This window comes from Pseudoalteromonas sp. 2CM36K (assembly GCF_023161865.1).
GTDB classification, from domain to species: Bacteria; Pseudomonadota; Gammaproteobacteria; order Enterobacterales; family Alteromonadaceae; genus Pseudoalteromonas; species Pseudoalteromonas tetraodonis.
In genome coordinates this window covers 76,224-89,654 of the sequence record NZ_JALNTK010000002.1, presented here as the reverse complement: position 1 = coordinate 89,654, position 13,431 = coordinate 76,224, and the positions used below count along the sequence as shown (strand labels likewise).

At 40.2% G+C, this 13,431-nt stretch carries 10 protein-coding genes and 1 pseudogene; 8 read left to right on the top strand and 3 right to left on the bottom strand.

Features of this window, described 5'->3' with window-relative positions:
* Nucleotides 1-236: 236 nt before the first annotated feature.
* Nucleotides 237-1,121: a LysR family transcriptional regulator gene (locus MTN97_RS01515; protein ID WP_248473488.1), complete on the bottom strand. Its 885-nt coding sequence runs from the start codon at nt 1,119-1,121 to the stop codon at nt 237-239.
* A 121-nt stretch (nt 1,122-1,242) separates the two neighbouring features.
* On the opposite strand from MTN97_RS01515, the pseudogene MTN97_RS01510 reads away from it, so the two are divergent.
* From MTN97_RS01510 to MTN97_RS01480, 7 genes and pseudogenes are all read left to right on the top strand, one after another.
* Nucleotides 1,243-3,217: pseudogene (locus MTN97_RS01510) on the top strand (ligand-gated channel protein).
* Between the two features lie 269 nt (nt 3,218-3,486).
* Complete coding sequence (locus MTN97_RS01505; RefSeq protein WP_090493321.1) at nt 3,487-4,341, top strand: PA4780 family RIO1-like protein kinase; 855 nt, start codon at nt 3,487-3,489, stop codon at nt 4,339-4,341.
* A gap of 381 nt (nt 4,342-4,722) precedes the next feature.
* Nucleotides 4,723-5,058, top strand: coding sequence for a hypothetical protein (locus tag MTN97_RS01500; RefSeq protein WP_179808373.1), 336 nt, complete (start codon nt 4,723-4,725; stop codon nt 5,056-5,058).
* A 13-nt stretch (nt 5,059-5,071) separates the two neighbouring features.
* A complete protein-coding gene (locus MTN97_RS01495) occupies nt 5,072-5,731 on the top strand; it encodes a hypothetical protein (RefSeq protein ID WP_248473487.1) in 660 nt (219 codons plus the stop codon).
* A gap of 103 nt (nt 5,732-5,834) precedes the next feature.
* A complete protein-coding gene (locus MTN97_RS01490) occupies nt 5,835-6,164 on the top strand; it encodes a hypothetical protein (RefSeq protein ID WP_138560769.1) in 330 nt (109 codons plus the stop codon).
* A 100-nt stretch (nt 6,165-6,264) separates the two neighbouring features.
* The gene (locus MTN97_RS01485) at nt 6,265-6,618 is read left to right on the top strand and encodes a hypothetical protein (protein ID WP_010389245.1); all 354 of its coding nucleotides are present in this window, start codon (nt 6,265-6,267) and stop codon (nt 6,616-6,618) included.
* Between the two features lie 411 nt (nt 6,619-7,029).
* Nucleotides 7,030-7,395 (top strand): energy transducer TonB, encoded by a 366-nt coding sequence (locus MTN97_RS01480; RefSeq protein WP_248473486.1) that lies wholly within the window; start codon nt 7,030-7,032, stop codon nt 7,393-7,395.
* Nucleotides 7,396-7,780: 385 nt separating this feature from the next.
* Here the strand turns inward: MTN97_RS01480 and MTN97_RS01475 are convergent, their stop codons facing one another.
* A complete protein-coding gene (locus MTN97_RS01475; RefSeq protein WP_248473485.1) occupies nt 7,781-9,370 on the bottom strand; it encodes a sulfotransferase in 1,590 nt (529 codons plus the stop codon).
* 109 nt (nt 9,371-9,479) lie between these two features.
* Nucleotides 9,480-11,894 (bottom strand): TonB-dependent receptor, encoded by a 2,415-nt coding sequence (locus MTN97_RS01470; protein WP_248473483.1) that lies wholly within the window; start codon nt 11,892-11,894, stop codon nt 9,480-9,482.
* 373 nt (nt 11,895-12,267) lie between these two features.
* Between MTN97_RS01470 and MTN97_RS01465 the strand changes: the two genes are divergently transcribed.
* Complete coding sequence (locus MTN97_RS01465) at nt 12,268-13,362, top strand: NADH:flavin oxidoreductase/NADH oxidase (protein ID WP_248473481.1); 1,095 nt, start codon at nt 12,268-12,270, stop codon at nt 13,360-13,362.
* The last annotated feature ends 69 nt before the right edge of the window (nt 13,363-13,431 follow it).

Genomic DNA, 13,431 nt, shown 5'->3' with positions numbered 1-13,431 from the left:
TTATTAACGTGCCGCAAAGTATTAATACTAATGCAGTCTTACTGAATGAGCGCTTAGCTATATGCTTGTTTTGCGTTTACATAACAGAAAAACTACAAGTATAAACTTTAATCAAAGGCAATAACATTAAGTAACTGAAGCGTATTGCGGGGAGTTAAATGATGCAGGTAGGAATTTTGCTTGCAATTAACCAGCTATAAACAAGCCATAGGTTATTTAACCTGAACTTAGGTTATTTAAATAGCTGAAAATGATGCGTTAAGTGCTTTAATTGCGGCTTTTGTTTTTGCTGCTAACGTATCGCGTGCAGGCGTTAGAGCAAATACATCGTAATGGGGAAGTTGCCAATCAGTGCATATTTCTAAAAGTTCTCCTGTAGCTAAGAAATTACGTACTTCAGGCTCAGGCAAAATAGCATAGCCTAACTCATCGAGAACAAATTGAATCACAGTTTGCATATTATTAATGGTAATACGCGCTTTTTGTAGTGTTGTATTTACGCCGCGAGTAAGGTGCGTAAGCGCCGGATCAACAGCTATATGCGCAATGCGGTTATGCGCTTTTAGGTCATCCAGTGTGATTTTTGGTTGCTGTGCTAGTGCATGATTTTTATGAACACACAGTATTAATGGCCAACTAGCGAGCTGGCGTGCAATTAAGTTTGAGTTTTCGAGAGGGCCAATCGCCAGCACTAAATCTATACCTGTTCTGATCATATCAATGGGTTCGTCAGAAAGCGTTAAGTGCACATCTATATCATTAAATTGGCTAATTAAATGCTTTACAGGCTCGCTTAGTAACCCACCTCCAAAACCGACAGGGGCTGCTAGTTTTAATTGCCCACTCGGGCAATTTTGTAAATGTTGTAATTGTTCTGATGTAGCTGTTGCAACGGCAAGCATTTGTAAACAACTTTGATAATACAGTTCACCCGCCTCGGTAAGCGTTAATTCTCGAGGGCTTCGATTAAATAAACTCAAACCTACATCTTGCTCTATTTGTTTTATTTGCTGGCTAATTGCAGAGGTTGTCATTAAAAGGTCAGCGGCAGCTTTACTCATACTTCCCGTTTGTACTGTGCGAACAAATATATTCAGGGTTTTAGTTAACTTATCACTCATACCGTTAAGCCTTACTTAAATTAGCTTTAATAAAAATAACGTTGTGAGAAAGGGAACTTCTCACTATTATCGCAAACGCTAATTATTATCATTTGCACGCTAAATGTCACGGAGAAATATCATGAACACGGTAAGTTGTAAGTTAAGGCCGGTAACTGCATTTATTTTAAGTACTTTTGCAATTGCTAACCCTGCTTTTGCTGATGAAAAAAAACAAGATATGGAAGTAATGGTTGTCACTGCTTCTGGCTACGAACAAATGCTCAAAGAGGCGCCCGCAAGCATTAGTGTTATCGACAGAGCGCAGCTAGAAAAACGCTTTTATCGTGACTTAACCGATGCAATGGCTGATATTCCGGGTGTAATAGTGACCGGCGGAGGCGACAGAAAAGATATTAGCTTGCGTGGTATGGCTAGCCAATACACGCTTATTCTTATTGATGGACAACGCCAAAGCTCAAGAGAAACACGACCTAATAGTGATGGCCCAGGCGTAGAAGGTGCTTGGACGCCGCCAATTTCAGCGATTGAACGTATTGAAGTAATACGTGGCCCTATGTCGTCGTTGTATGGCTCTGATGCTATTGGTGGTGTGATCAATATTATTACTCGTAAAGCGCCAGAGCAGTGGTACGGTGAACTGCGTTTAGACAGCACCATTCAAGAGCAAAGTCAGTCAGGTGATATAAACCAAGCCAGCTTTTTCACTTCTGGAGGCATTATACCAGATCTATTGGGCGTGCAATTGTATGGGCAGTTTTCAAAGCGAAATGAAGATGAGTTTACTGCAGGATTTCGAGGAAAAGAACAAAGTAATGTTAAAGCCAAGTTCACATTAACACCTAATGATAGTCACGAATTAATGTTTGAACTTGGCTCAGCAAAACAAACATTAGATGAAACTCTCGGCAAAACAGTTGCCCCGCTTGCGCCAGGTGAAAACTGTGGTCGACGTGGCTGCCCTGAATCAGCAACTACTGAGTATGAGCAACAAACATACTCTATGTCACACAACGGTTTTTACGACTTTGGCTCGTCGCGTAGTTACATTAAGTACGATAAGTTTGATAATAACTCACGTGAAATGTTTGTCGAAAATACCGACATTCAAACGACATGGAGTTTACCGCTATTTAGTGATCATAACTCTACGTTTGGTGCGACCTATTTAAAAGAGTCATTGGATGATTATACAAGCAATAAAATTAGCGACTTAACCCATGTAGAAAACGAGCAATGGTCAGTTTTTGGTGAAAACGAGTGGGCAGCTACGGATGACTTTAAGCTTACCGCAGGCCTACGTTACGATCATGATGGCAACTTTGCGGGTCATTGGAGCCCACGTTTGTATGGTGTTTATAGCGCATCTAAAGCGATCACCATTAAAGGCGGCATATCAACCGGTTTCCGTGCGCCAATCTACCGCCCAATGGGGACAAGTGAGTCGTGGCGGGAATATTTATGGTAACCCTGACTTAAAGCCTGAGCAATCAGTTAACTATGAAATGGGTGTTTACTATGATTCTGGACGCGATTTAAGCATATCGACAACCGTTTTTTATAATGAATTTGATGACAAAATAACCCGTATAGCTTGCCCATTAACGCAGTGCACAGATGGCCCAAATCAGTTTGGCTCCATGCCAACCACGTACATTAATGTGGATGAAGCCATAACCCAAGGTATTGAGCTATCAGTAGATTACGATATTTCAACTGAAATTGATGTGAGTGCTAGTTATACCTACACCGATTCAGAGCAAAAAACCGGTCAATATAAAGGGAGCCCACTTAATCAGCTACCAAAACATAGTTTACAAACGTCTTTAAATTGGCGTCCAACAGATAAGTTAGGCGGATGGTTACGTGTGCAATATCGTGGAGAAGAAAGCCAGCCTACCACAGGGCCTTCACAAAGTAGTTTAATTGCCCCTGATTATACCATTGCCAATTTAGGTGCTAATTATCAGCTAAGTGACAGCGTTAAACTTGGTGCTGGAATTTACAACTTGCTTGATAAAGAGATCACAGAGCAAGAGTACGGTTATGTTGAAGATGGCCGTCGTTATTGGGCGTCTTTAGTGTGGCAGTTCTAAACACTTTTTAATAATATAAAGTAAACGAGTACGCTAAACCGTGCTCGTTTTTTGGTTTTATCTCGGCTCTTGTTCAATAATGTTTAAAAAGCAAAAAAGGCGGTTGGCTTTTTAGCTGTAGTCGCTTATTCTAGCTGCGTAATTTAGTCATTAAATGTAACTTTAAAGTTTACTAATAATTTATAACTTTCTTCAATCCCCAAAGGTATGCCTCGTTTGAACCACATAGCAAAACAAAAAGCCAACCCTGTATTTTTAGTAGGTGTCGTTTGAAAATACCTAAACGCTTACAGCCATTAGTTGATGATGGTTTTATTGATGAAGTGATCAGCCGGTTAATGAGCGGTAAAGAGGCCGATGTATTTGTGGTGGCCTGTGGCGATGACATTCGCTGCGCTAAAGTATACAAAGAGGCCAGTAAGCGCAGTTTTAAAAAGGCAGCACAGTACCAAGAAGGGCGAAAAGTACGTGGTGGCCGCCAAGCCCGTGCTATGGGTAAGCGTTCAAGCTATGGCCGCCAATTAGAAGAAGAAATTTGGCAAAATGCTGAGGTTGACGCGCTGTCGCGTTTATCTTTAGCGGGTGTTCGGGTACCGCAAACTTACGGCTGCATTGACGGTGTTTTGTTAATGGAACTAGTAAGCGATGATGAAGGCGATGTTGCACCTCAGCTTGGTGCGGTTGATTTAACCGAGCAACAAGCCATTGAGCAACATACATTAATGATGCACTACATTAAACTCATGCTGTGCGCTGGGATTATTCACGGTGATTTATCGGAGTTTAATGTACTTGTTGATAGCAACGGCCCAGTAATTATTGATTTACCCCAAGCGGTTAACGCCTCTGCCAATAATAGCGCCGAGGCGATGTTTGCCCGTGATGTAAATAACATGCGCCGCTATTATGGCCAATTTGCACCGGCGTTATTACATACGCAATATGCCAAAGAAATGTGGGCACTGTTTGCAGATGCTAACTTAACCCCGCACTCAAAACTCAGTGGCGAATTTGAAGACGATGGCGAAGCTGCAGATGTAGATTCTGTACTTGACGAAATTCAAGCCGCCTTTGATGAAGAGCAAGAGCGTAAAGAACGCATTCGCGACGCCGATGAGCAATAACCTTTAACTTACGTGCTAAGTTTTGTTTATAGTCATAATTATTAGATTAAACTTAGCATGTAGGTATGAGCGATAACCGGGCATTGAGATTGGCAAAAAAAATCGTCGTTAATTAATTAGCTAAATAGCCCTTTGCTCATATATTCATGAAAATGAGCGCTGCGCGCATATTGGTTTATTTAAATTTATCTGAGATTTTAGAAAACTTAGTGATAGTAATACCTTAGGTTATTTGTTAAAACTATATAAGCTAGATAAATGAGCGTTAAGTCGGCAGAAATATGCGCGATGAGCGCACTATTAAATTGTTATGCGGCCCTACGACGCAACCCGTCGCCCATATGGCGCAAGCTGAAAGAATAACGAGCCAAAGGAAAAAATATGCCAAATTTTGATCAAGACTTCGAAGCTACTCGCCTTGCCATGCTTGCCAAGCAATACCCTGAGGTTGTGAAAGAAAATGGCAAAGTGGTTTTCTGTGCGGAAGATAATGAGGCTCGCTTGAGCGGCACTCGTTGGACGGTTGAAGACGAAATTTTTGAGAAGGCTACTGAGTCAGGGTTCAAAGTGCACCTAATTGAATTGCTTGATAATTTTATTCAATATCGGGATCAATGCAGTGAACTACCGAAAAAGGAAGGTGTAGTTCGTTTTGGTGATGGTGGCTTAAATATCGAATGGCTGCCTGACGGGTCTACTGACTTATCCAATAGTTAATTTGAGTTTACTCATGGATAATAAAGAAATTTCCGAAATAATTTGTATTGATGAGTTGATGGCTGCTTGGAAAGAGGCATTCCCGGAGGGCTGGCACTTCAACCACGACGGAGTGATCTCAAAAGAGAATTGGGATAGTAGTGGAAAAAGAGTTTTGTTTGTTTTAAAGGAAACAAATAAAGCCAAGCAGAATGTTGTTACTGCAATCAATAGAGCTATTGACGTTAAGAAAAGCGGATGGTGGCGAGGACAGGTTCTTCGTCGGGTGGGGCGATGGGCTTACGGGATTCAAAATTATGATGGGGTTGTGCCGCCATTCAAAGATGCAAAGCTAAATGAAAAAAACGCAATTAAGAACATTGCATATATAAATATAAGGAAGACTTCTGGGAGTGCTACAACCAATAAGAAGGCGTTTGATACACATGCTAGTGAATTTGCCACTTTTGTTAGAAGGCAAGTTGAGTTGATAAAGCCTGATGTTGTTGTGCTTTGCGGTACATATAGTCAAGTTAAACGCTATATATTCCCCGAGATTAAAAAAGTGAGTGAGCGGGTTCATGTGCATGAGGGGGTTGTCTTTATTAACGCTTTCCACCCTGCCGCAAGGAAAAAATCGGCAATTCTTTACCATCAAGTGCTCGACAATTATCACGCTTACAAAAATCTTTAAAATTTGAGAACTGCGCATAACAAGTTGCTGCACTCGGAAAAATCACTCGCTACGCTCCTGATTTTCCGGTGAGCAAGGCGTTAGCCTTACAAGGAGTATGGTAGTGGAATCAACGTATATTTATATAATTATCGCTTGCTTAGTGATCTGGTTTATCGAGCATAAAGTAAACTTATCTACTTCGCACAAAGCGTTAATAGAAGATGGTGATAACGTTATAATTAATCCAACTATGTTGTCACGCTGCTATGGTTTTTCATCTAAAGTTGTAGCTAAATCTAATATTACAAAAATTCAACTCGCAAATAATTGTGTTAGTTTATTCACAGAAAGTAATAACGCCATAGATATTTGGTTACCTAAAAAATATTGCAGTAATGTTGCTGAACGTGCAGAGAAATATTTCAAAAATGCGAGTTTGGTAAAAGTGTAATGCTAACAAGGGCTTAAAACGGAAAAAATACAGTTGGCTATTTTCACTCCGTTCAATATTTTAGCTAACAATTTTTTGCCCTTAGCATTAAGGAGTTAATTTGGATAGTCTATTGAAAATAACATCGCTACTTAATTTTTTAATTTATACCGTTGTGGCGATCTTTATTCTGATATCTCAGGGTGAATTTTATGAAAACCATTATTGGTTTTTAATTGCTTTTTTGGGTGTTTCTATAGCAGCGTCAAACTTAAAGCCCGTTAATGATGTACTTGTTGGTATTCTATTCTCAGGGCTTACAGCTAATCTCTTATTAGTTGCCTCGGTATCAACAGGTATAAAAATCAATAGTGCTACATTTTTGATTTTTTTCGGGTACTTATGCGCAGGCTGTTTTTCTGTATGGTTCTTTATCGCACGGAATAAGTATCAGAGTTTTAATGCTAACAAGTGACTATGGTGCTCAATGTCCTCTCATAGCACACAGGCATACTTCGGCAAAGAGCGATGAACGATCATTCAGGTGAGTCGTTTTTAACTTAGTAAGAATAAAAAGAAACCCTCCCTTTTTTACATAGCGAAATAACCTACATTAAGCATAAAATTTATAGCTGGTAATAACTTACACTATTTTTTATTAATATAAGTTAATAAAATGAGGGCATTTTCACGCTTGAATTTGGAAAGTGTTAACTGATAAAGCGGTTATATGTACAAGGAGTTATGGTGAAGAAATTCTTCAAATATCTAGGTTTTGGAATTTTAAGTGTTGTTATATTTTTCATTGGTATTGGAGTTGCTGAACACCTTAGTAAACTTAACCACTAGTTGTTTATTTTATTGAGCATATTTTTAGGAGTAGCCTTTGAAGTACATAACTATATTTTTAGTTCTTTTACTGGTTGGTTGTAATAGTACTAATGAGGCGGCAAATTCAAGTACTGTGTATACCAATACACAAACAGATTTACCTGCTAAATGGGTTGTGAAGATTGAACCAAAATATCCTGAAGATGCGGCTAAAAATAGCGTAGAGGGCTACTTAAAATTCAAAGCAATAGTGAATGAAGTTGGTGCGTTAGAAAGAGTTGAAGTAATTGAATCTGCCCCAAAAGGTGTATTTGAAAAGGAAGGTTTACGGGCTTTAAAACTATGGCGATTTAAGCCTGCGTTATTAAATGGTAGGCTGGTTAAGGTTGAGTACACTAGCACTCTTGAGTGGAAGTTATAATGTCTTTAGGGATGAGCATATCATGGAGATCTAAGCAACCTAAACAAAAGCGATGTGATAGGTGTGAACTGTATTATTCTGAGTTCTTGGATAAATGTACGCATTGTTCCGATTTAAACGAAACACAATTACTTATGCTTAAGGCTAAACATCAAGAATCTCTTAAACACAATGCAACGCTTGGTAAATACTTATTTATAGCTGCTGCAGTAATTGGTGTGTTACTTTTTATTAGCTTTTTATAGTAGCGTTGGGTTTTTCCTTAAGTGGAAGAGGGTTAGTTAACAGAGAAAAAACCTCAAATACATTCAGCCTAAAAACTTATATCCATCCAGTAACTTTAAAATTTATAACACTGAACTATCCGTCCACGTAATATTTTTTGTTATTTAATTAAACCTAAAACTCCTTCCTTAACTAAATAAGCCTGCGCTTCATCGGTATGGGGCTTAAACTTTTTCCAGCGGCCTATGGCCTTGTTGTTAAGCGGTTGGCGTACTTGCATTTTACTGGCGGTTGATACCGGTGCGGTGTTTAAATGAAAATCAAGGCACTGTGGTTGCCAGTCTAAGTCACAATAGCTCACTAACTCTTTTATCTTTTGCTCTGGTGCGGCTACAAGTTCTTCGTATTTTACTAGTTTAATATTGCTGTGAAGGGCGCTAAAGTGCTGTATTAGTTTATAAAAGCGGCTGTAAAATTTAGCTGTGTCGAGTAAGTCTAACGAGTAAGCATAATACGGGTTGTTAATGGTAAATAGCTGACGATAGTTACCAATACAGGTGTCCATGGGGTCGCGAAGTAGGCAGATTATTTTGGCGTTTGGCAGGGCTTTGGTAATTAAATCGATATAAAAAAAGTTAAACGGTAATTTATCAATAAAGTGTTTATGGCTACCGGTAACTACACGGGTCGCCTCAAGGTAAGTGCTGCCAAGTTTTGCAAAATCAAGCTGGTAAGCTTGGCTTAAGGTGTCTGTATCAAGTACTTGAGGCGTAGGTGTTTGGCTAAGTTTTTTTACACTTAGGCCAAAGTCTTGCAGCTCGCCAGCCGATTGTACGTCGCTGTGGCTTGATAAAATGCGCTCAACTAATGTGGTGCCAGAGCGCGGCATGCCTAATACAAAAATTGGCTCACAGCTTTGGTTACCAGCTGTTTGTTGGTTTTTGTACTTATCACTGAGCTGTTTAATGTGTGCGAATAGTGCCTCAGACGCTTGGTTATCAAACGCCTTATTAGCGAGTTTTGCTGTTTTACCTTGTTGTAACGCGGCAAACGCTGCTGAAAAGTCGCCTAGGTCTTGATATTCTTTTGCCAGTGCATGACCTATATGCAGTTTAGCGTCGGGATGATTGACCTGTTCAAATGCGTTTTTTAATCGCTCTATGTGGTTATTTTGCTCAGTGACTTTAGTTAAATCGGCTAAAGCAAAATGACTTTGATGATGAAGCGGATTCAGTGCAATGGCATTTTCAAACGCGTGCTGCGCCTTTTCAAACTGGCCTAAAAATTTAGCACATACCCCATAGTTATAATAAAACTGTGGCTGACGAGTATTACTCCTCTCAGCTATACTTAATGCGCATATAGAGTAATCAGCTGCTTGTTGATGTAAACCCGCTTGGGTGAGCGCCACGCCTAATGTATCGGCATCAAGTGCTTTACTAATATGTTCAAGCTTAACGCTGAGGGCGGTGCTTTTCGCTTTTTGTAAATCGCCGGTAAGAGCGTAGCACTTGGCAAGTTGCGCTGTATATTCAATAGACTGAGTAAAGTTTAATGCTTTTTCAATTAGCTTTATCGCTTTATAAATTTGACCAACCTGTAAATTAACCATGGCGAGTAAAAAGTAGCCATCAGCAAAGTCAGGCTGCAGTGTCACTAGCTCAACCAGTGCTTTATGCGCTTGCTGAATGTTGCCTTGGTTTAAGTTGTTTATAGCGCTTTGGTGTAGTTGCTTTAAGTTTGGCTGCATGAATACTCTTATAAATAATGTACTTACAAATAAAAAGGCTCAAATTAATTTGAGCCTCTTGATTGTACTTAAACTTATCGTTTAATTATATTTCCAACGTATCGTTTAATTATATTTCAAACTTATAGTTAAATTTAATGCCTACAGTAAGCGGGCGATTAACATAGTAACCATAGTTACGTTGTATGTCTGCGCCATTCGCTGTTGTAATATCCGCATCTGAGCGACGAACAGAGGTAACCGCATATTTATTAAATAGGTTATCTACATATAAAGTAGTCGACCACGCATCGGCGGTTAATTTAGCTGAAAGATTACTTAAGCTATAACCTGGAAGTGCTTCACCATTATCACGTAGGCCTACTTTTGAAATTACATCACTTTGTGCAGTTAAACCGTAGTTAATATCTAAGGTTTTATCATTTAACACGTCTGTTTGGTAGTTAATCCCCATAGAAAACTGATGCTCTGGCGAGCCTGGTAAACGGTCGCCATCTACCGCACCATCACTCCCGTCAGCATTAAATAAATAGGGTGCGTCTGAGGTTAGCTCTGCTTTTGTATAGGCATAAGTTGCATAGGCAGTAAATGAGTCTGATAAAATTGCACGCGTGGCAATCTCAATCCCTTTCGCATTCGCGCTACCTGCATTTGACAGGTACGGTAATTGGCCTACTGTTGTTGCCCCTGCAATTTGTGCATTATCCCAATCAACATTGAATAGGGCGGCGTTAAAGTGTAGTTGGCTTCTAAACCACGTACTTTTAAAGCCTAGCTCATAGTTAGTTGTGGTATCTGCTTCATACAGCATTTCATCAGGTGTACCACAGCCTGTTTGTTGATCCTCAGGTAAGGGCACAGGACAAGGCACTAGGCCATTTGAGCCGCCAATTCTAAAGCCTTCGCTAACAGTGGCGTATCCCATTACAGTATCAGTAAACTGATACTTAGCATTAAATTTAAATAGATTACCGTTGTCGCCTGCTTTATCGTATTCATAATTAATGCTAATCGCATCAGGTTCTGCGCCACCAAATAAAGTATTTGCAAGCGGGAAGTCATATGCTGCTTTTGCTTTTACATCGTATTCGTAAAAACGCGCGCCAATGGTAATGTCGAGTTTATCGGTTACTTGGTAACCCACTTCACCAAAAAGCGCTGATTCAGTGACATTGCTGCCAGTAATTTCTAAATATTCTAAAGAGTCTGGTCTAAGTTGTGCGCCTTCGAAATTATCAACCGCGAACTGATCAAAGCCTGGTGTGTACTCTCTGCTTGATGCATCGGTGTCAGTTTTGTTGTAAAAACCACCAACAATCCAGCTTAAATCGCCATCACTTTGTGATACTAAACGCAGTTCTTGGGTAAAGGTGTCTTTTTCGTCAATTTCACGAGTAAAGGCTGAAAACGAAGGAAACTCTTCGTAGCCATAGTCTAAGCGAATTAAAAGATCAGTTTGGTCGCGTTGCCCATCGGCGTCAAATTGAGAAATACCGGTAGCTGAGACCAGCTCAGCAAAACCTAAGTCGGCTTTTAGTTCAAGGCTTAGTAATTGGTCTTCTTTTATCCGTGGCTCTTCATAACGGTACGCTGACTCGTATTTGCCAATGCGATCATTTAAGCCATTGTTAGCATTAAGGCTGTTGTGATGAACAATTGAGCGGCCTTCGGTGTCTTGCTTTTGATAGAAGTAGTTTAATGTGCCTTCAAATGACTCATTTGCTTTGTAACGCAATGAAATACGGCCAGTTGTGGTTGTTTCACCGTTGGCGTCTTTTACATTTTTAAGATTGCTGTTGACTGCATCAAGGTTTGTCCAATCAGGGTCGGTAATCGATACACCTGGTTCACGAACGGTGTAGGCGTAGTCAATAAACCCTGGGTCTTCATAAATATTTAAACTGGTACGTACCGCCAGTTTATCTTCAATCAATGGTAAATTGAAAATAAAGCCCGCTTCACCACCGACCGAATCACTTTCTTGAGTTTGAAAAACATCACCAAATACTTCCCCTGAGGTGAAATCAAGCTCTGGTTCTTTAAGCATATAGCGAATAGCGCCGCCTAATGTACCAGCTCCATATAATGTACCTTGTGGCCCAATAAGCACTTCCACGCGCTCTACATCAACAAGGCGCATATCGACCGATACTGGAATTTCATTAATATAAGTGGCAACAGTGCCACCATCTGATGAAGGGCCTGATGAATTAGTATTTAATCCACGAACTATAATAGGTGAACCGGCACGGCCACCTTGATCTGTAATTGTTAAGCCCGGTACCCAACGTGCTACATCGGCCAGCTCACTGATGTTTTGATCTTTCATTACATCAGCATCGAGCGCGGTAATGTTAAGAGGCGCAGCTTGAATTGAGCCACTTCGGCGCGTTGCTGTAACCTCAATAACTTCAAGCGATTTGTTCTTTTCAATAACTTGCTCTTGAGCCACTGCATTACTGCTAAATAATACACCGCTCAGTGCGCTTGATACAGCCAAGGTTAACAGGCTTGGTTTAAACATAAAAAGTGATCCTAGTTCAATAAAATGTGTTTATAAATGAGCGCTAATAGTATCAGGGGGTTTTAGTGATGGAAATAAAAACATGAATTTTAATTCCCTTTTTTAGAATAAAAATATAAAAGTGAGTTTGAGTGTTTCACGCTGTATATTAAATAAACAAAGGCGTTGCTTTAAAATCAACCAAAATAATAATTGTGCCTAATATAGATAAAAACTGGATAATGAATAGTTTAAAACGTCATTACTTATATTTTTATAAACACTATAAAAATGAATATTCCCCCCCATAACCTTTATAATACATGTTTAATTATTGATAACACGAACAGCACAATTTAGTTGTGGGTGTGAGTCAGTTATATGAGGATTTATAATGTCAAAGCTGTTTTCACCATTGTCACTTGGTAAGTTAAGCCTAGAGAATAGAATTATTATTGCACCCATGTGCCAGTACTCGGCCAACAATGGCGCTGCAAGTGACTGGCATACCATTCATTTAGGTCAATTGAGTTTAAGTGGAGCGGGTTTACTTATTTTAGAAGCGACGGCCGTTAATCCCGAAGGGCGAATTAGTTACGCCGATTTAGGATTATGGGATGATACAACCCAAGCTGCATTAGCAAAAAGTTTAACGGCCGTAAGACAATACAGCCCAATGCCTATTGGTATTCAATTAGCCCATGCAGGTCGTAAAGCGTCAACCGATAAACCATGGGATGGCGGTGGGGCACTTATGCCCGATCACCTCAATGGTTGGCAAACGGTTGCGCCATCAGCCATTGCCTATGATGAAAACAGCCCCATTCCCAAAGCGATGAACCAAGATGATATAGATTCGCTCATAAGTGACTTTGTTAATGCGGCAAAGCGCGCTGACGAGTTGGGCCTTGATTTAATAGAAATACATGGCGCACACGGTTATTTGCTACACCAGTTCTTATCGCCGCTGGCAAACAAACGTGATGATCAATACGGTGGTAGCCTAGAAAATAGAATGCGATTATTACTCGACGTATTTAAAGCTGTAAGAGCGGCATTTCCAAGCAATAAAGCGGTGGGTGTACGTATTTCAGCAACCGATTGGGTTGATGGTGGTTGGGATTTACCGCAATCAATTGAACTGGCAAAAGCGCTTGACGCGTTAGGGTGTGACTTTATTCATGTAAGCACTGCGGGTTTAAGCCCTGAGCAAGATATACCTGTTGCTAAGAATTTTCAGGTGCCGTTTGCAACCGCCATTAAACAGGTTGTGAATATGCCAGTGATAGCGGTGGGTTTAATTACCGAGGCGCAGCAAGCTGAAAGTATTATCAGTGATGAACATGCTGATGGTGTTGCTTTAGCGCGGGGTATTTTATATAACCCACATTGGCCTTGGCATGCTGCTGCCGAGTTGGGCGCGCAAGTACAAGCACCAAAGCAATATTTGCGTTCAAGCCCACATGGCCAGCCATCCCCTATAAAATAGTGAATAACTTAATTGCAAAACCCAAGCAAATAGCGTGGGTTTTGTGTGTCTCAGTAGCTTAATATTTAA

What these genes read in the sequence shown, in the direction of transcription:
- MTN97_RS01515 (WP_248473488.1), bottom strand. Translation starts at nt 1,121, where the DNA reads ATGAGTGATAAGTTAACTAAAACCCTGAATATATTTGTTCGCACAGTA.
- MTN97_RS01500 (WP_179808373.1), top strand. Translation starts at nt 4,723, where the DNA reads ATGCCAAATTTTGATCAAGACTTCGAAGCTACTCGCCTTGCCATGCTT.
- MTN97_RS01495 (WP_248473487.1), top strand. Translation starts at nt 5,072, where the DNA reads ATGGATAATAAAGAAATTTCCGAAATAATTTGTATTGATGAGTTGATG.
- MTN97_RS01475 (WP_248473485.1), bottom strand. Translation starts at nt 9,370, where the DNA reads ATGCAGCCAAACTTAAAGCAACTACACCAAAGCGCTATAAACAACTTA.
- MTN97_RS01470 (WP_248473483.1), bottom strand. Translation starts at nt 11,894, where the DNA reads ATGTTTAAACCAAGCCTGTTAACCTTGGCTGTATCAAGCGCACTGAGC.
- MTN97_RS01465 (WP_248473481.1), top strand. Translation starts at nt 12,268, where the DNA reads ATGTCAAAGCTGTTTTCACCATTGTCACTTGGTAAGTTAAGCCTAGAG.